This is a genomic window from Lysinibacillus sp. NPDC097195 (genome assembly GCF_044762075.1).
GTDB lineage: Bacteria > Bacillota > Bacilli > Bacillales_A > Planococcaceae > Lysinibacillus.
The window spans coordinates 548,604-566,226 of the sequence record NZ_JBIWDP010000001.1 but is presented as its reverse complement, the minus strand read 5'-3'; the positions used below and the strand labels follow the sequence as shown (position 1 = coordinate 566,226).

Genomic DNA, 17,623 nt, shown 5'->3' with positions numbered 1-17,623 from the left:
CGTTACGCCTCCTTATTTTTTGCCGCGTGCTTTTATGCGACGTTCGCGTTTTTTAATTTTTTCCATTTCCCATTTCATATTACGTTTGTAGCCTGGTTTTACTTTTTTCGGCTTACGCACTAACGATTTTGCTTTCGCATCAATCTCATTTTCATGCTTTACGCGGTTTTTACGTGCATGACGTTCTTTTAGTTCAGACCACTCACCATCTTTAACATCCTTTTGGACAAATGGAATACCCATCTTCTCAACGCGTGCTAATGCGTCCTCATCTGAAGGTTCAAATAATGTTATAGCCGTTCCTTTATTGCCAGCACGTGCTGTTCGTCCAACACGGTGAATAAAGAATTCTAGGTCTTCTGGAATTTCATAGTTAATAACATGTGAAATTCCTTGAATATCGATACCGCGCGCAGCAAGGTCTGTTGCCACAATGTATTGATATTCTAAATCTCGTATTTGCTTCATCATTTTTTTACGATCACGCGGCGTTAAATCACCATGAATTTGACCACAGCGAATCCCTTGCTCGTTTAAATAGCCAGCAACTTGCTCTGCTGTTTTACGTGTATTCGTAAAAATAACTGCTAAAAACGGATTAATGCCTTCAATAACATCTAGTAAACGTCTGTTTCGTGATTTCGAACGAACTGGTACAAGGACAAAGTCAATTCCTTCCGCCACTGGACGTTTATCGTTCATATGCACGTGTACAGGTGCTTCCATATATTTTTTTAAGAAAGGCTGTAGACGTTCTGGAATTGTGGCAGAGAACACGAACATTTCAAGCTTTTCTGGCATTTGAGAAGCAAAGCCATCAATCTCTTCAATAAAGCCCATATCGAACGCTAAGTCCGCTTCGTCGACAACTAACATTGGTGCGGTATGCACAAATAACGCTTGAGCTGAAACTAGATCACGAATACGTCCTGGTGTCCCAACAACGATTTGTGGTTGCGTTTTTAACTTATCAATGGAGCGTTGTTTGTCCGTACCCCCAATAAATAATTTCGCTTGAATGTCTGTTCCTTCTATTAATTGATTTAACGCATCAAAAATTTGTTGCGCAAGCTCTCGTGTTGGCGAAGTAATAACAGCTTGTACCTCTTGCTTGTCAACTTGAATACGTTGCACGATTGGAATAAGGAAACTATGTGTTTTGCCTGTCCCTGTATGTGCTTGACCAATCGCACTTTTCCCTTTTAGGATGAGCGGAATGATTTCCTTTTGTATTGGTGTTGGTTCTGTGAAGCCTAATTTTGCAATTGCGTCCTGCAAAAATGGCTGAAAATTATAATCAGTATATTTTGACATAATTCGTTCCTCCTTACATCTTTCCCATTGTACCATGATTCGGCTTTTTAGGTATGTTTCCTTACTATTAACATAAGCATTTACAATATTCTCTTGTTTTTATCATCGTTGCAACGCTAACCCTTAACAAACTTACTTTAATTATGCGTTTTATGCAATGAAAAATGTAAAGTGTGAATAATGCAAAAAGATTTAATAGCCTTTTCGTATGTTATATGTATTTTTTTAACTTATTTTATCCAAAGATAGTGCACATATAAAATCAGAATAGCTGACATGCCTCCTAATCTAATACATGACTTTCCGTGACTTAAAACGATGTCTTTGTCGAACGCTAACCAAAGCGTCTGCATATCATATCTATAATCAGGTATGTCATCAATGAAAAGCATACAATGAAAGGAGATCATTATGGTATTTAGACCACCTTATCAATTCCCTATGTATCCCGGTGGCATGCAAATGCCTGCGCAAATGCCCATGCAAATGCGGATGCCAACACCTCAACAAATGCCACCGCAATCCTTTTATCCGCCTGGAGGCTTTCCTCAACCACGAATTCCAGGTAATTTTCAAATGCCCGGTGGAATGAGGGGGGCACTGGGAGGGCAAATGCCAACACCACCTGTACAGGAACCTTCAAAGATTGGTTCATTTTTACAGCAGGCAAATAGTTTATTTAATTCTGCCAAAACGTATACCCCTTATATACAACAAGCAATGCCGATGGTAAAAAATATTCCTTCACTTTTAAAACTGTATAAAGGGTTTTCTGGACTCCCTGCAGCCGGTGCGGCAGCTGGTGCTGCGGCTGGTACTGCCGCTGCTGCAAGTGAGGCTGCTGCAAATAAAGTAGCAGGCTCAACTAAAGGTAGACGAGGATCACAACAAAGTGCATCGACTACCCCAAAACAACCTATTCCATCCAAGCCCCGTATTTTCCAGCCACCGATGGAGTGAAGGTTTCTTTGTATTCGGGGGGGCTGTCCGTTATAATGTAGGTAGGTAAGCTTGAAAGGAGTCACAACCATGCAAGTATTAAAAATTAATCCACGTGGCTATTGCTACGGTGTTGTTGATGCGATGGTCATTGCACGTAACGCCGCACTCGATAAAACATTACCAAGACCTATCTACATTTTAGGGATGATTGTGCACAATAAACATGTTACAGATGCCTTTGAAGAGGATGGTATCATTACACTAGACGGTGATAATCGCTTAGAAATTATTGAACAGGTTGAAACTGGCACTGTTATTTTCACGGCGCATGGTGTTTCACCTGAAATTCGTGAAATTGCGAAACGCAAAGGCCTAGTATCCATTGATGCTACATGTCCTGACGTAACAGTTACTCACGATTTAATTCGTGAAAAATCAGCTGAAGGTTATGATATTATTTATATCGGTAAGAAGGGGCATCCAGAGCCGGAAGGAGCGATTGGTGTTGCTCCCGACCATGTGCATTTAGTACAATCTTCATCGGATATCGATGCGTTAAACTTAACGAATGATAAATTGCTTGTAACGAACCAAACAACGATGAGTCAATGGGACGTTGCACATTTAATGGATAGTTTAAAAGAAAAGTTTCCACATATTGAAGTTCATAAAGAAATATGTTTAGCGACACAAGTGCGTCAAGAAGCTGTTGCGAAGCAAGCTGGAGAAGCAGATTTATTAATTGTTGTGGGCGATCCAAAATCGAATAACTCCAACCGTCTAACACAAGTTTCTGTAGAAATTGCAGGTACACCATCATATCGTATTGCAGACGTTTCGGAGCTGAAAGTTGAGTGGTTAAAGGGCATTAAGACCGTCGCAGTCACTGCAGGTGCCTCAACGCCAACTCCTATTGTCAAAGAGGTTATTACTTTCCTTGAACAATTTGATGAAAATGACGAAACAACACATACAATCCAGCGCACAGTTACACTTGATAAAATTTTACCTAAAATTAAAACGCCTAAGCCTGTCGAAAAAATTATGCCCTACTAACGACTGATGTCGTTTGACAAAAGACAAAAAGTGTTAGATTGACTACTCATCAATCTAACACTTTTTTTTGCTGTGATCGTATATTCAGCTGACGTACAATATCTGTAACTCTCGCTAGCTTGCTGTTCGTTGTGTATTATTTACTAAAATAATAATTAATAGGTCGACCAATGCCACCGTAATGGACATCCATCGTAATTTCATGTTGCTTTTCCAAATAATCTAAATATCTCCTTGCAGTGACGCGTGCTATTCCCACGCCACTGGCGACATCTTCTGCTGATGCCCCATCTACCGATTGTAAGTAGTGCACTACTTTCTCTAGTGTCGCTCGATTAAAGCCTTTCGGTAAACTTTTTTCAGACTTTCCTTCACTCACTTGCTCCGTCTTCGCATCGTCATTATGATAATGGAATAACTGATCGAGCTCACCTTGTGTTAATCCCCGATCCGTTTGCATTTGTTGCTTAAAACGTTTGTAATTTTCAAGTGTTCCTTGCACTCGCTCAAATGAAAAGGGCTTCATAATATAATCAAAAACACCAAGATGTAATACTTGTTTTACAGTATCCATATCATTGGCTGCAGTTACGGTAATCACATCGACAGCTATGTTCAGTTCACGAATTTTCCGCAAACTTGTAATCCCATCTTGTTCGGGCATAAAAATATCCATAAATACTAAATCTGGTTGAAGCGTGCGAATTTTGTTTAGCCCATCCACGCCATTTGAGGCTTGACCAATTACCGCAAAGCCAGTAACTTTTTCGATAAATTGGCGGTTAACCTCTCGCACCATCGGATCATCCTCTATTAATAACACATTTATTTGCGTCACTGTCACGCCCTCCATACACTCAAATACTCCAACTGCACACTAAGAATGATAAAATGTTAATAAAAAGCTTGTCCCTTTATTCGGTTCACTATTTACTTCCATTTCACCCTGTCCTTTATGTACTATTTCCTTAATTAAATATAGTCCAATACCTCGACCTTTTTTTTCTTTTGTTGAAAAGCCATTATCAAAAATATGCGCCTGTACAGCTTCGGACATGCCAATGCCGTTATCTGTTACTAATATCGCTAAGACATCTTCATCTTCATCTACAGAAATATGCACAATCTTTTCGTCAGCAAGGCTATCTTTTAATGCATCGAAAGCATTTTCGATTAAATTGCCAAATAAAATCACAAAATCATGATGGTCTAAATTTTTTGGGAATGTCGTCAGCCGACTTGCTCGATCTATTTCTAATGTAATACCAAGTTCTTTTGCATGCGCAATTTTACTAAGCAATAAACCAGAAATATTTTCATTTTTAATGCGCTCATTTAAAAAATTCGTAATTTCATCATGCTCTTCTTTTACTTGCGTTAAGTAGGACAGTGCTTGGTCATGATGCCCAAGTTGTAAAAGACCCGCGATGGTATGCAACTTATTCTTATGCTCATGTGTCTGCACGCGTAATGCTTGGACAAATGCCTTTACGCCGGTTAATTCCTCCGCTAGTTTTTTCACTTCTGTTCGATCTTTAAACATTGCTACCGCACCAACCGTCTCGCCATTGACCTGTATTGGAATACGATTGCTCATAATACTATGGTCATTAATATACAGTTCACGATTATAAATAGGTCGATCAAGTGCTAAAATCTCGGGTAAACGTGTATCTGGTAACACCTCGTAAATTTTCTTGCCGATTAAAGCCGACGGTCGTTCTGTTACGCCTAGTATGTCACAAGCCTTTTCATTAAAAATCGTAATCGTTAAGTCATTATCAATGGCAATGATTCCTTCATGCATGGCGTTAAACGTTTCTGTACGCTCCACATACATTTTCGCAATTTCGTGTGGTTCTAACCCAAACATTTGCTTTTTCATATGACGCCCTAATGTGTGAGCACCCCATGCACTAAATAACAATGACAAGACGACCGTAATGATAAGTTCTTTTTGTATAGACATAAGCAGCTCGCTAACCGTTAAAACACTATAGCCTACGATAACAACACCAATTTGACTGCCACCATCACTCATAATGGGTACGAAAGCACGCACCATATCTCCATGTTCACCATGGGCAATCGACGTATAATAATGCTCAGAAAATGCAGCGTTAAGGTCACCTGATTGTGAAATAGTGCCGATTTCTTGTGCATTGGGGTGAGAATACTTACGCCGCTTCATATCGAGGACAACAATATATTGTGCTCCATTTATATCACGAATTTCTTCAACAACCGGATTAATATGTTGGGTTGCTTCGGCAAAATCACGATTGACAATCGCAGATTTTAATTCGGGTAATTGTGACACTGTTTTTGCAACAAGTGACGCCTGTTCTGCCAGCTTTGCTTTTTGCTCATTCATAACAAATCCAAGCAAAAATGTTCCACCAATACTAAATGACAGCATAAGGATAAAAAAAGTAAGAGACATGATTTTGCCCTTCATCGATAATTTATGAAATTTCAAGATCATTGCCTCCCTCTTACTATATTTTAGCTTACTTCTTATGTTAGAATAACAAAAACATATGTAAATACGAATTAATTGGGTGTATTATATGAAAAAATTTATTATCGGTACGGCCGCAACCGTTTTGATTTTAACCATTATATTTAGTATACAGCAAGGAATATTATTTTCGAAAACACTCCCCTATGACGATGAGCAATCAGGACTCGACACACAAATCACCATTCATTTGAGCCACGTTGTAGCGGAGAATACGCCGAAAGGGCAAGCTGCGATTAAATTTGCCGAACTTGTCGAGGAAAAAACAAAGGGCAAAGTCAAAGTGCATGTCTATCCAAATGCATCGCTATATAACGATGAAAATGAATTTAAAGCTTTACAAGATGGCAAAGTGGAGATGATTATCCCAACTTTTTCTAAAATGACTGCCTATGTACCAGATTGGCAAGTACTTGACCTCCCCTATCTTTTTCATACAGATGATGAAGTTCATGAGGTGTTAACAGGACCAATCGGTGAACAGTTACTTGATGAGCTTAAGCCTTTTAATGTACGGGGCCTTGGCTTTTGGCACAACGGTTTTAAGCAATTAACTGCTGAGCATCCCATTTATACATTTGAAGATTTGCAAGGATTGCGCATACGGACAATGCCAAGTAAAACGCTTGAAAGGCAGTTCAGCATAGTCGGTGCCACACCAGTACCGATATCCTTTAGCGAAGTATTTACAGACTTAGAATCACATGCAATCGATGCACAAGAAAATACAGCCTCAAATATTTATTCAAAAGGTTTTTATAAAGTACAAAAAAACATGACCGTAACCAACCATGGCATTTTAGGTTATTCGGTTTTAATGAATGAAAAGTTTTGGCAACAGCTACCACCAAAAGTTCAACAGCAACTGATGGAGGCGATGCAAGAAACAACTGAATGGCAATTTAAACAAGCTGTGCTAATAAACGCAGAGGATTTACGGAAACTGCAACAACAAAGTGATTTTGACATATATACAATGACTGATAACGAACGTCAACGCTGGCAAGAACAATTTGCTCCTGTTTATGACTACTACCGTACTAACGTTAAACAGCCACACATATTAGCTGAAATCCAGAAGATTATCTCTCCTTAACACTTTTGGTCATTTAAACTAAGTCCTCACTTTTTGTGAGGATTTTTTTCTTTGTATTATAATAGTTTGACGTTTTTCAAATCTACTATAAAACAGCCTTAAAGCATTGGTATCACTAACTTCTTAGCACCCCTAAAGGAAAATGAACAAAATGAACAATAGAAACTTTACGGTCATAAAAACGATTGTCGGAAAATTTCCGCTATGATGTTCACATGAAAGCGTTCACATAGTTCACATTTTTTTAGGGGGAAGTATTATGCGTATAAATTTTAAAAACTTAACGGTGCAAGTGCTCATTGCCATTTTACTTGGGATTATTGTCGGTGCTGCATTTCCAGAGTTCGGGGCTAGCTTAAAAATATTAGCAGATATTTTTATTAAATTAATTAAAATGTTAATTGCACCTATTATTTTCTTAACTGTCGTGATTGGCATTGGTAGCATGGGTGATGTCAAGAAGGTTGGCAAAATTGGTGGGAAGGCATTAATTTATTTTGAAATTGTTTCTACGTTTGCACTTGCGATTGGTTTATTAATTGTTAATATTATTCAGCCTGGTAAAGGTTTTAATACAGACGCTGCTAATGCGGCGGATGTCACACAATATACAGAGCAAGCTGCAGCTGCTGAGCACGGGATTGGCGCATTCATTATGCAAATTATCCCAGATAATGTTGTCGGTGCTCTTGCCAATGGCGAATTATTACCTGTTTTATTTTCTGCTGTATTATTTGGTTTAGCGGCAGCTTCAATCGGTGAACCCGCTAAACCTGTTATCAAATTTTTTGAGCAAGTAGCAGATATTTTCTTTAAAATTGTTAATATGGTGATGAAAATTTCCCCGATTGGTGCGTTTGGTGCCATGAGTTACACAATTGGGAACTTCGGTATTAAGTCACTCGGGAACTTAGGTTTCTTAATGTTGTCTGTATATATTACAATGTTTATCTTTATCGTTGTTATTATTGGTTTAATTACACGTTACTTTGGCTTTAGTATTTTTAAGTTTATTAAGTATATAAAAGATGAAATTTTTATTGTTATCGGTACATCTTCTTCTGAATCTGCGCTCCCTTCAATGATGCGTAAATTAGAAAATTACGGCTGTTCGAAACAAGTTGTCGGTCTTGTCATTCCGACAGGTTATTCCTTTAACTTAGACGGCACTTCCATCTACCTGTCAATGGCGGCTATTTTTATCGCACAAGCGTATGGGGTCGATTTAGATATTTGGCATCAACTTACATTACTTGCTATTTTAATGTTAACTTCGAAAGGAGCTGCTGGTGTAACAGGTTCTGGCTTTATTACACTTGCTGCCACACTAGCTGCATTCCCGATGATTCCTGTAGAAGGGATTGCCCTGTTAATTGGTGTCGATCGCTTCATGTCAGAAGCTCGTGCAGTTACGAACTTAATTGGTAATGGTGTAGCGACAGTAGTCGTATCAAAAATGGAAAAAGAATTTGATCCTGAACAAGAAAAACGTGCACTAGCAGGTAAAATGATGCACAACTAAAAATAACGAAACCTCCAAACTATTAGCTTGGAGGTTTCGCTATTGCAATAGAACTGTGCTATTTTCTAGTTTAATCGCTTAAAACGTACCAGCCTCAGTTTCTTCAACAAAAGGATTATGAAACCACTTACGATTGCAATTCCTAAAAAAGAGGTGCCCAAAATAATAACGGGTGAACCAATAAAAATAAACATCACATCGGTATGACTTTCCGCTATATATTCCCCTCCTCGTTTAATTTTTTCGAATCCCATTTTCATATTAGGCCATCCATAAATACTAAATACATAGACTATATGGATGCATAGCGAGCATAAAAAAGCCTGCTTGACCGTTCTCACAATAAACTCCTCTCTGTTAACTGATTGTCAGGAGGGATTGTACTCTCCAGTATGTATCAAATAACTATATTAACATGTATTGTTCATTCTTGTATGCACAAAAAACGTGCACTATTTACAACAAAAAATAGTGAAACCTCCTGTCGAACTTACTCGTATAGTAAGTAGATTGGAGGTTATTATATGGCAATATTTACACTTACATATCCAAAAGCAACTGAAAGACTTTCTACATACCCTATTGTCAATAGTGACAATGAAACTGTCTGTGTTCTTCAACAAGTTCAGCGTTCAAACATCGGAAAAATACTTAACGCAGCCGCTCTAGTAGCCGTCCAACAATCACTACCATACCGCTATGAAACAAGGACACCACAAGGGAAACTACTTTTTCAAGTGCATTCGACGCTACTGACAAAAGGTGTCAGTCATCAGATTATCATGCCTGATGGTAGTACGATCCCTATTCAACGAAAAACTGTGCAATTAATAGAGTCTTCTTATTCCTTTACGATGGATGGTCTTATTTTTCGCTTTGAGCAAGACTTTACTTCAACCGCTTATTTATATTGTCATGATGAAAAAATTGCGAGTGCCCATTTTGTAGATAATGGGATTATTCGAGAAGGAATCGTCTATAAGCTATTCCAGTCAGATGACCCTTTATTCGTTGCTTTACTTGCATCACTTTTTCAAACATTATTTCCACTACGTAACTAACAATGCTTATGCTATAATTTGAATCATTCTATATAAATGTGAGGTTGCTTATGAACGGTCAAAATCGAAAAGATATACGTGCTGGTTTAGAGGTTAACATTATTCTAAAAAAAGATCAGCGGACAGGTGTTAAAACGAGAGGCGTTGTAAAAGATATTTTAACTAATTCTTCACACCATCCACATGGGATAAAAGTTCGGCTTACGGATGGTCAAGTCGGCAGAGTGTGTGATATTTTACAAAAATAATGGTATAGCGTTTCGGTTGCTGACAAAGAACCTGGGCTAAAAGACAAAAAGTGTAAGATTCACTAGTGAATCTTACACTTTTTTCTATGCCACGTTTTAAATTGTGCGAGAATTGTTTGAGTGCCTGGCACTTTATATTTGGACGTATAAGTCTTTGACGTAGACAGCGGTTCCAGTAATGGAGATGTCCAGGTTATGGTCGATTTTCTTCACATGAACATGTACTCGGCCATCTTTTCCAAGCTCTTGTCCTTGTTCCACTAATAGTGTTTTAGGGTATGTCCCTTCACTGTCAATATATTTTGCATAATATGCCCCCATGACCCCTGAAGCTGTTCCTGTTACGATATCTTGAATCGTGCCAGAGTATGGTGAAGAAAAATGTCTTGCATGCATATCTGCTGTATTATCCAACGCTTGTAAACAAAATGGATGCAGTGACGCAGTTGGCATTTCTTTTAAGATAGACGGAAATATAGCCGTTTGAGGACTCATTTTTTCAAAAGAGGCTAAATGTTGGACTGGAATTAATAATGTCCATAGCCCTGTGCTACCATAGACAATAGGTAATTCTGAATGCAATTCTTCCTCGTTTAAGCCAATGGACTGCGCAAGTTCCGCTCTTGAGCCATTGAAATCTTCAAATTGTGGTGCAGCATGCTGCATTGTTATGTATAGCTTATCCTCTTTTTCTTCTAAACGAATGGGTAATATCCCCGCTTTCGTTTCAATCGTTATGCTTGTTTTATTGCCTAATAGTCCTTGGCTATGTAATGCATAAATCGTAGCCATTGTGGCATGTCCACATAAATCGACTTCGTGCCCCGGGGTAAAATAACGAATACGTATATCTGCTTTATCAGAGTCAATAGCAAAAGCAGTTTCATTGAAGCCGACCTTTTTGGCAATCTGTTGCATTTCATTTTCGCTATATTGATTACCTGATACTACAACGCCTGCAGGATTCCCCATATTTGGTACAGTACTAAACGCATCATAATGTTGAATCGTTATTGTTTTCATAACCTTCCCCGCTTTGTAATTTAATTGGAATCATTGATTTCACCGATGAATTAAACGATGTTACACTGCTATATTAGCATAACGTATTGACATAACCAACGGTAAATTTTCTTTTTTTCAAAATTGTTCGGGTGCCTGGCACTAAAAAACCAATAAGAAAAGCATACTGGCATGACGCCAGTATACTTTTAACATTCTATTATGAAGTTATTTTTTAGCGAAGTGTTTTTAATGCTGTTGCCCACGGGATAACTTGATCTAACATTTGATTTACTGAATCTGCTTGCACATCTTTTGGTTTAAAGACGTTGCCATTTTCAAAATCAGTAAATAACGATAGGGCAGGATGTACACGAACGTCAGCCACTAATAGTTCACCAAGAATCCCTCGTAAATGTTCAGCCGCACGTGCACCACCTACAGAACCGTATGACACAATACCAGCTGCTTTATGATTCCATTCCTTCTGTAAGTAATCTAAGGCGTTTTTTAAGGCTCCTGTAATGGAATGGTTGTATTCTGGCACTATGAAGACAAAACCATCACATGCAGCAATTCGTTGTGCCCACGCGGCAGCACCTGAAGCATCGCCACCTGGCTCTCCTAAAAGTGGTAGTTTAAATTCAGCAATATCAATAATTTCATATTCTGCATCACGGCGTTTTTCTGCTAATTCCTTCACCCATTGACCAACTTGTGGACTTACACGTCCTTCACGTGTACTACCTAAAATAATCCCGATTTTCAACATCACTATTCCTCCTTATGCTTCCCTAAAAATTAATTGCTGATTGCATCTTTCTTTGGAGATTATCATAAAACTACACTCTTACCCATGGTGTTCAAATAATCAGTACTCTATTCATCAAGCTGCTTTTTCATATTGAACTCAAGATAAAAAATCATGAATGATATGCGTGCATTTACTTTGGGATTATTTATCTTCAATTCGAGATAAAATTACCATAAATTACTTTTAATTGTCAAATAATTCAGCTTTATTTTTTAAATAAAAAGAGAAACAATTTTTTAGCAATTGTTTCTCACTTCGTTATTATTTATGTTTAATTGGACGCTCTAAAGCAACTAGCTCATCATCTATAGCGGAAAGTTGACTTTCCACAACATATTTCGCATCAGAAATCGCGGCATTATAAATATATGGTGCGATATTTTCTTTAATAAAATCAAACACTCTTTCCGCTTCAAATTCAGTAATATCTTCATCACGCTGATTATAGAAAAAGCGTTGAATATCAGCGATAATTAGCTCTTGTTGCTCTGTTGTTAATCGGATAAACATGTAGCCACTCCCTTTTTGCATTCCATTACATCAAGTATAGACTATGGTAGACTTTTGTATAGTGCTCATAGTAAATTTTTCATCTAAATAGTTACTTCTCCGATTACTAGCCATTTTCCCTCAATCGAGTATAATCAAGCAAATTGATACTTCTATCACAAACATTGACGAGCCGTTCATCGTGGGTCGCAATAATGACACTCGCACCGTTTTGACTACATGTTTTTAATAAATTAATAATCATTTCTCTGTTTGATTTATCTAGCGAGGCTGTTGGTTCATCCGCAAAGATAATCGTGGCTTTCTTATAAATTGCACGCGCTACGCCTAGTCGCTGTTTTTCTCCTCCCGATAAAACAGCTGCCATATCTTGCCCTCTTCCACCGAGTCCAACTGTATGTAGGATTTCGTCAACAACCTTTGTTTTTGCTTGTCGCTTATTTAATGTCACATTATAACTGACATTTTCATCTTCAATGATGCCATAGTCTTGATAAATAAATGCCGCTTTTTCTTTCCGAAAACTTGTTTTTTCTTTCTCCTTCCATTTACTAGCATTTTGATTTTCTATGAGGATATCCCCGCTATTGACTGTTTGAATAAGCCCTAGACAATTTAAAAGTGTTGTTTTGCCACTACCAGAAGGGCCAGTAATGGCAATCATTTCATTCGGATTAATCTCTAAGGAAATATTAGAAAAAATCGTTTTCCCACTAATTTCGATGCCAATATCCTTCGTTTGAATAATCATATCCATTACTCCTTTATTCATTTAATTGTACCGATGACTAGTTCGATAAAATGCTTGTTTTGCGGAATTTTTAAAGGAAATGTAACTACCTAACCAATATAAAATGCCGACAAACAAAGCAGATGAAAGTAATACGCTAAGTTGTACGTGGTGTACTAAATAACCAATGATAGAACCGACAATTGTTGTTAGAATGATTGTAAATAGTTGTGACTTTAAAGCAGGTCCAATAATCGATGTGTAAGTGTAGCCAAAGGAGTGCAAAGTGAAAATACGTTTGCCATTCGTGCCAGCCCATAGTCTGCCATTTAATACCGCAGTCAAAACCATTGTGACGAAAATAAGTATTCCCGCTACAATATAGTAAACGTATTGTTGTTTAAACCGTTGAGCCGTTTCCAAAGCAACGTCTGCTATCCCATTAATCGACGTGATAGAAGGTTTCATAACGGAGTTCGCTAAAGCGGCTTGTAAATGAACTTTATCAAAAAAAACGATATTACCACTAGAAGCTAAAGATATTAAGAACCCTTTCGTTTTTACAATGTCTGTTAGCTGACCATCTATCAGTATAACTAACGGATTTTCTGCTTGCACTGTTTCCCCTGCCAGACCAACATTTGGTGGTAATGCAAGAAATTTTGTTCCCACATATTCGTAAAAAGTTAAACCTTGCGCTGGATAGACTTCATTATGTTTCGTCCATAGCCGAATTTGACCTTCTAAAAACGAAGCCAATTCAACTGGTAAATCTTTAACATTTTTTGCAATGAGCTTCCCGCCCTTGCCTTCTGTTTCCACACCTATTTCTAGCAAATCAATCCAAGCACGATCTGTCATAATAATATGATCATAGCCACCCATTCGATGTGGCTCTAAAAAAATCGCTTTATCAATAACGTAAGAAAGACTTAAATTATTTGCCGCTTGCATTTTAGAAAAAAAAGCCTCTACCTCGGGAAGAGTCGACTCTTGTTCTAATGAATCCAAGTCAAACATTGATAGTCGAACGACATTGTGCATTTTGTCCCAAAGTGCATAGTCTTTTGACAATTGATTGGTTATTAGTAAAGATGTGATGATGGTCGGGATAACAATTAGTGATAAAATCATAACAAGCACTTGACTTTGCTTTCCCATGACGGAAAACCGCTTCAACGGTATTTGTCTATTGGCAATATGGGCAGCTTTTGGACTAGCAATAAGCGATAGCAAGGCTGTAATGATACCAACAACAATCAAAAATAGCACTAGACAAAGTAGTAGACGATTCAATACCAATGGAATTTGTCGAATGTCCTTTACGACACCTACATAGCCTAATGACATAAACAAACCTAACAAAAATCCGACAATGATAAAAGATACTATTGTCATTGTATCCTCCATATGTATTTTCCCTGCTTTCACACCGCCCAATAAGCGAATAGACCTTGCTTTTGCATGTTGAAATATCCAAGTAATAATGGTCGTTATTAATAACAGCAAGGAAGCAAGCACTGCATTTCCTATACCATTTTGAAATAAGTATGCATATAAAATTGTTAAATTAGATGGTTCTGGAACCCATAAAAGCCCAATTTGATGCTGTTGCGTCCAATGTTCAAGTGCTTCTCGGAAATCTTCCCCGGCGTTAAAAGCATAGGTGCCTGCTATCGAACGGGTGCCTATATCTGCAGTGGAAAGCAATTCACCTGTTAAAGAAGATTCGAACCACTTAATCGCATTGTGCTCTATAAGCAAGCCATGAAATGCTGGTTTAGCAGTCCCAAAATAAATAATATCTTTTTTGTTGTCATAGTTTTCAGGGTCAACAGAAGTTTTTACTACGATTGCATTATAATGATCTGTTAGTTGATTAAGGTCCGAAACCAATTGATCTTTTGCAATCGTAGTTTCAGCAAGATTTAAATCAAATTGATTGGTAGTGCCTAATGGCAGCCGCTGTTGGTCAAGTGACGTATATTGAAAAATAAGCAGAGACAGTATCATTACACAAATCATAGATGTCAGTTGCACTGCTCTTTTAAGCATGACCTCTCCTCCTTAATTGAGAAGCTTGGAATGCCTACTGCGAAAGACATTCCAAGCCTCTAAAGTATTGAAGTTCTAGTACTTAATTGCATACCCGATAGTAATAACGATCAACGTGGGTAGGGTACTGCACCGCCCAAAGTTCAGCAATGGAAGTTTTTCCGGCTACAGTATCAACAGATCTAGATTGATTACTATTTAACTCTACCGTGCTTCCATGACAGCGATCCACTGTGTAGTATGAACGAACTTTCGCATTCCAAAATCCATACTGCCAAGTGCCACCCTCATTTGGATATTGTTTGATTGGTCCTGGTGCTAGCCATTTACGGGAAACGTCCCCTCGGCTGAATTGATCACTTTGTGTTGCAACGGTTGATGTTGCAGCAATTAAAGGATCTTGAATAGTATCATGTGACACTGCCAAAGCCCCAGACGGCCATAACAATAATGCCACCACCGCTAACACGACTATTTTCACCCTCACAGTATTTTTGGCTAACATATCGATCACCTTCTTTCATTTAACTTCATCAATTAATTTATTTCAATTCCCATTATCAATGGATTCTCATTCATTTATTTTTTTATATAGCACAATAAAATGTAAAAATCAATATATTTTCAATAATCAGTTTTGTTATTTTCTCATAACAGTGACTCTCAATTAATTGAATAAAAGGTATATTTACAAAAATGTCTAATTAATATAATTAAGTAATTATTTAACTCATATTTACTAATAAGGAATAGCAATTTGATAAGGAGGTGACGTATGAGGAGTAAAACGATTCTATTAATATCTATGCTATTATTAATAACGCTTGTCGGTTGTACCAATATTGATAACAAAGAGACACGTGAGGTAAATTCTACTTTTTCATTGCCTATTACGTTGGGTGATGGGACAGAAGGCGAGTATTTGTTAATTGGCGAAGAAGAGAAAGTTGGTTTTTTAGTCGGTTCGGGAAAAAAAGGTGAGGTAGTAGAAGAAAAGATTATTGCTAATAAAGCAAATAAGTATATGTGGCATTTTTGGGGAGATCAAAATCGTATAAGTGGCGATTTTAAAGTAGTTGGGATAGACAAAAAAGGAAAAGCACATCCCGTGTTACTATCTGGCGATGCTACAGTATGGCAATATCCCAATACATCCATTAGCCCTAATAACGGTGCCGATTCCCACCTGCCTTCGAGTATGGTGTTCCCTACAAGTGGCTTATGGACTTTAGAAATATATTTTAATGAAAAATTATTTGGGGATATAGTTTTACATGTTGAGGACAGTTAAAACATCTAACAGCGTATTTATTCTTTTTGCTACAATAAAAAACGCAACCTTTTAAGAAACATCCTCAAAAGGTTGCGTTCATTCATACGCGTATTGTGTTATTTTTTACATTCAAATGCGTAGTTTGTTGATAAAAACTTCTTATCTTTCGAGACGATGGCTTTGCCTCCCTCGTCTTCACATTGCTTGGTCAGGGCATCTATCTTGTTCTCATTCATCGTATTCGTCATGAAGGTCATACCCAATCCGAACACAGCAATGAGTAAACCAATCATCATCCATAACTTGCCGGCATTATTGCCAGCCGGTCTTCCGTTTGCCACATCCATACCCCTTTCTTAAACAAATAAAAACGGCTCTGTATGTATCGCAGATTGAACAAATTCTACCTCATATTTTTTTGTCTCACACATTGCCGCCATTTTTTTTGCGACGCCAGCAATCATCACTTTTTCAACATGATGACCTGGATCTACAATTTGCAGACCAATTGCTTGTGCATCTTGGGCAGTATGGAAATACATATCGCCTGTTAAAAATACATCTGCTCCCGCACGTTTGGCCGTGTAAATATACTTATTGCCATCTCCACCAACTAGTGCAACCTTTCTTACTGTCGATTGTAAATCTCCCACCACTCGAACAGCTGGCACATCTAGTTGTTTCTTAACAAACGCTGCAAAGTCTTGTAACGTCATATCTTCTGGTAAATAACCAACACGGCCTAATCCCATACGATTCGTTTGCTGATCTAAACGAATAACATCATATGCCGGCTCCTCATATGGATGAACATTTAACATTGCCTTTAATACCCGATCTTTAATAGAAGCTGGGAATACAACTTCTACTTTCATTTCTTCCTCGACATGTAATTGTCCAACCGATCCAACGAAGGGATTAGCCCCTTCTAATGCGCGGAAACGACCTTCTCCAACTGTTGTATAGCTGCAGGCTTCATAAGAACCTATATGTCCAGCTCCCGCCTTTGCTAATGCTTCACGCAGCGCATCTGCATTGGCCGTTGGTACGAATACAGCTAGCTTAAGTACATCTTCAGCATATGTTTCTTCTAATATAGACCGCTCTTCTAACAGCAAAGCATCCGCCAATAAATCATTAACACCGCCTTCTGCCACATCTAAATTTGTATGTGCGGCATAGACAGCAATATCATGTTTAATAAGCTTTTCATATAATTGCCCTGCAGGATTGTCAGTTCGAATATTCGCTAAACGTCGGAAAATGGGTGGATGATGGGCTATAATTAGCTCGCAGCCCTGTGCAATCGCTTCATCTGCTACGGCATCATTGACATCCAATGTTACGAGAACTTTGTGAACTGGTTTATTTAATGTACCAATGGCAAGTCCAATTGGATCATTTTCCATACATGCTAGTTTTTTTGGTGACCATGTTTCAAATAATTGAATAATTTCCTGACCATTGACAGCTTTCATG

18 protein-coding genes are annotated in these 17,623 nt (G+C 38.0%); 7 read left to right on the top strand and 11 right to left on the bottom strand.

What is annotated here, in order from left to right; translation table 11 throughout:
* Nucleotides 1-12: 12 nt before the first annotated feature.
* Nucleotides 13-1,314, bottom strand: coding sequence for a DEAD/DEAH box helicase (locus ACIQXI_RS02795; protein ID WP_402921453.1), 1,302 nt, complete (start codon nucleotides 1,312-1,314; stop codon nucleotides 13-15).
* 411 nt (nucleotides 1,315-1,725) lie between these two features.
* Between ACIQXI_RS02795 and vrrA the strand changes: the two genes are divergently transcribed.
* A complete protein-coding gene (gene vrrA / locus ACIQXI_RS02790; RefSeq protein WP_402921451.1) occupies nucleotides 1,726-2,274 on the top strand; it encodes a VrrA/YqfQ family protein in 549 nt (182 codons plus the stop codon).
* Nucleotides 2,275-2,343: 69 nt separating this feature from the next.
* Nucleotides 2,344-3,312, top strand: coding sequence for a 4-hydroxy-3-methylbut-2-enyl diphosphate reductase (locus tag ACIQXI_RS02785; protein ID WP_402921449.1), 969 nt, complete (start codon nucleotides 2,344-2,346; stop codon nucleotides 3,310-3,312).
* A gap of 136 nt (nucleotides 3,313-3,448) precedes the next feature.
* Here ACIQXI_RS02785 and ACIQXI_RS02780 read toward each other — a convergent pair whose 3' ends face one another.
* A complete protein-coding gene (locus ACIQXI_RS02780) occupies nucleotides 3,449-4,150 on the bottom strand; it encodes a response regulator (RefSeq protein WP_402921447.1) in 702 nt (233 codons plus the stop codon).
* Between the two features lie 39 nt (nucleotides 4,151-4,189).
* On the bottom strand, nucleotides 4,190-5,797 hold the full coding sequence (locus tag ACIQXI_RS02775) for an ATP-binding protein (protein WP_483869710.1): 1,608 nt from the start codon (nucleotides 5,795-5,797) through the stop codon (nucleotides 4,190-4,192).
* 85 nt (nucleotides 5,798-5,882) lie between these two features.
* On the opposite strand from ACIQXI_RS02775, the gene ACIQXI_RS02770 reads away from it, so the two are divergent.
* The 4 genes from ACIQXI_RS02770 (at nucleotide 5,883) to ACIQXI_RS02755 (ending at nucleotide 9,760) form a co-directional block, all read left to right on the top strand.
* Entirely contained in the window at nucleotides 5,883-6,929 is a 1,047-nt protein-coding gene (locus ACIQXI_RS02770) for a TRAP transporter substrate-binding protein (protein ID WP_402921445.1), read from the top strand.
* A 259-nt stretch (nucleotides 6,930-7,188) separates the two neighbouring features.
* Nucleotides 7,189-8,451, top strand: coding sequence for a dicarboxylate/amino acid:cation symporter (locus ACIQXI_RS02765; protein WP_402921443.1), 1,263 nt, complete (start codon nucleotides 7,189-7,191; stop codon nucleotides 8,449-8,451).
* Nucleotides 8,452-8,975: 524 nt separating this feature from the next.
* The gene (locus ACIQXI_RS02760) at nucleotides 8,976-9,512 is read left to right on the top strand and encodes a tubby C-terminal domain-like protein (protein ID WP_402921442.1); all 537 of its coding nucleotides are present in this window, start codon (nucleotides 8,976-8,978) and stop codon (nucleotides 9,510-9,512) included.
* Between the two features lie 50 nt (nucleotides 9,513-9,562).
* Nucleotides 9,563-9,760, top strand: a complete 198-nt coding sequence (locus ACIQXI_RS02755) for a YwbE family protein (protein ID WP_402921440.1) — start codon at nucleotides 9,563-9,565, stop codon at nucleotides 9,758-9,760.
* Between the two features lie 132 nt (nucleotides 9,761-9,892).
* Here ACIQXI_RS02755 and ACIQXI_RS02750 read toward each other — a convergent pair whose 3' ends face one another.
* From ACIQXI_RS02750 to ACIQXI_RS02725, 6 genes are all read right to left on the bottom strand, one after another.
* The gene (locus ACIQXI_RS02750; RefSeq protein ID WP_402921438.1) at nucleotides 9,893-10,783 is read right to left on the bottom strand and encodes a PhzF family phenazine biosynthesis isomerase; all 891 of its coding nucleotides are present in this window, start codon (nucleotides 10,781-10,783) and stop codon (nucleotides 9,893-9,895) included.
* A 214-nt stretch (nucleotides 10,784-10,997) separates the two neighbouring features.
* The gene (locus ACIQXI_RS02745) at nucleotides 10,998-11,534 is read right to left on the bottom strand and encodes an NADPH-dependent FMN reductase (protein WP_402921437.1); all 537 of its coding nucleotides are present in this window, start codon (nucleotides 11,532-11,534) and stop codon (nucleotides 10,998-11,000) included.
* A 303-nt stretch (nucleotides 11,535-11,837) separates the two neighbouring features.
* A complete protein-coding gene (locus tag ACIQXI_RS02740; protein WP_402921435.1) occupies nucleotides 11,838-12,086 on the bottom strand; it encodes a DUF2164 domain-containing protein in 249 nt (82 codons plus the stop codon).
* 106 nt (nucleotides 12,087-12,192) lie between these two features.
* The gene (locus tag ACIQXI_RS02735) at nucleotides 12,193-12,837 is read right to left on the bottom strand and encodes an ABC transporter ATP-binding protein (RefSeq protein WP_402921434.1); all 645 of its coding nucleotides are present in this window, start codon (nucleotides 12,835-12,837) and stop codon (nucleotides 12,193-12,195) included.
* A 21-nt stretch (nucleotides 12,838-12,858) separates the two neighbouring features.
* Nucleotides 12,859-14,871: a hypothetical protein gene (locus tag ACIQXI_RS02730; protein WP_402921432.1), complete on the bottom strand. Its 2,013-nt coding sequence runs from the start codon at nucleotides 14,869-14,871 to the stop codon at nucleotides 12,859-12,861.
* An 82-nt stretch (nucleotides 14,872-14,953) separates the two neighbouring features.
* Nucleotides 14,954-15,376, bottom strand: a complete 423-nt coding sequence (locus ACIQXI_RS02725) for a lactococcin 972 family bacteriocin (RefSeq protein WP_402921430.1) — start codon at nucleotides 15,374-15,376, stop codon at nucleotides 14,954-14,956.
* Nucleotides 15,377-15,646: 270 nt separating this feature from the next.
* Here ACIQXI_RS02725 and ACIQXI_RS02720 point away from each other — a divergent pair, with 270 nt between their 5' ends.
* On the top strand, nucleotides 15,647-16,162 hold the full coding sequence (locus ACIQXI_RS02720) for a DUF4871 domain-containing protein (RefSeq protein WP_402921428.1): 516 nt from the start codon (nucleotides 15,647-15,649) through the stop codon (nucleotides 16,160-16,162).
* Nucleotides 16,163-16,260: 98 nt separating this feature from the next.
* Here the strand turns inward: ACIQXI_RS02720 and ACIQXI_RS02715 are convergent, their stop codons facing one another.
* Both ACIQXI_RS02715 and ACIQXI_RS02710 read right to left on the bottom strand, forming a co-directional pair.
* Complete coding sequence (locus ACIQXI_RS02715; protein ID WP_402921427.1) at nucleotides 16,261-16,491, bottom strand: hypothetical protein; 231 nt, start codon at nucleotides 16,489-16,491, stop codon at nucleotides 16,261-16,263.
* 9 nt (nucleotides 16,492-16,500) lie between these two features.
* The gene (locus ACIQXI_RS02710) at nucleotides 16,501-17,622 is read right to left on the bottom strand and encodes a Nif3-like dinuclear metal center hexameric protein (protein WP_402921425.1); all 1,122 of its coding nucleotides are present in this window, start codon (nucleotides 17,620-17,622) and stop codon (nucleotides 16,501-16,503) included.
* Nucleotide 17,623 lies beyond the last annotated feature (1 nt).

Coding starts and splice junctions, on each gene's coding strand:
- ACIQXI_RS02755 (WP_402921440.1), top strand. CDS start 9,563: ATGAACGGTCAAAATCGAAAAGATATACGTGCTGGTTTAGAGGTTAAC.
- ACIQXI_RS02760 (WP_402921442.1), top strand. CDS start 8,976: ATGGCAATATTTACACTTACATATCCAAAAGCAACTGAAAGACTTTCT.
- ACIQXI_RS02735 (WP_402921434.1), bottom strand. CDS start 12,837: ATGATTATTCAAACGAAGGATATTGGCATCGAAATTAGTGGGAAAACG.
- ACIQXI_RS02795 (WP_402921453.1), bottom strand. CDS start 1,314: ATGTCAAAATATACTGATTATAATTTTCAGCCATTTTTGCAGGACGCA.
- ACIQXI_RS02720 (WP_402921428.1), top strand. CDS start 15,647: ATGAGGAGTAAAACGATTCTATTAATATCTATGCTATTATTAATAACG.
- ACIQXI_RS02765 (WP_402921443.1), top strand. CDS start 7,189: ATGCGTATAAATTTTAAAAACTTAACGGTGCAAGTGCTCATTGCCATT.
- ACIQXI_RS02730 (WP_402921432.1), bottom strand. CDS start 14,871: ATGCTTAAAAGAGCAGTGCAACTGACATCTATGATTTGTGTAATGATA.
- ACIQXI_RS02710 (WP_402921425.1), bottom strand. CDS start 17,622: ATGAAAGCTGTCAATGGTCAGGAAATTATTCAATTATTTGAAACATGG.
- ACIQXI_RS02750 (WP_402921438.1), bottom strand. CDS start 10,783: ATGAAAACAATAACGATTCAACATTATGATGCGTTTAGTACTGTACCA.
- ACIQXI_RS02715 (WP_402921427.1), bottom strand. CDS start 16,491: ATGGATGTGGCAAACGGAAGACCGGCTGGCAATAATGCCGGCAAGTTA.
- ACIQXI_RS02725 (WP_402921430.1), bottom strand. CDS start 15,376: ATGTTAGCCAAAAATACTGTGAGGGTGAAAATAGTCGTGTTAGCGGTG.
- ACIQXI_RS02740 (WP_402921435.1), bottom strand. CDS start 12,086: ATGTTTATCCGATTAACAACAGAGCAACAAGAGCTAATTATCGCTGAT.
- ACIQXI_RS02770 (WP_402921445.1), top strand. CDS start 5,883: ATGAAAAAATTTATTATCGGTACGGCCGCAACCGTTTTGATTTTAACC.
- vrrA (WP_402921451.1), top strand. CDS start 1,726: ATGGTATTTAGACCACCTTATCAATTCCCTATGTATCCCGGTGGCATG.
- ACIQXI_RS02785 (WP_402921449.1), top strand. CDS start 2,344: ATGCAAGTATTAAAAATTAATCCACGTGGCTATTGCTACGGTGTTGTT.
- ACIQXI_RS02745 (WP_402921437.1), bottom strand. CDS start 11,534: ATGTTGAAAATCGGGATTATTTTAGGTAGTACACGTGAAGGACGTGTA.
- ACIQXI_RS02775 (WP_483869710.1), bottom strand. CDS start 5,797: ATGATCTTGAAATTTCATAAATTATCGATGAAGGGCAAAATCATGTCT.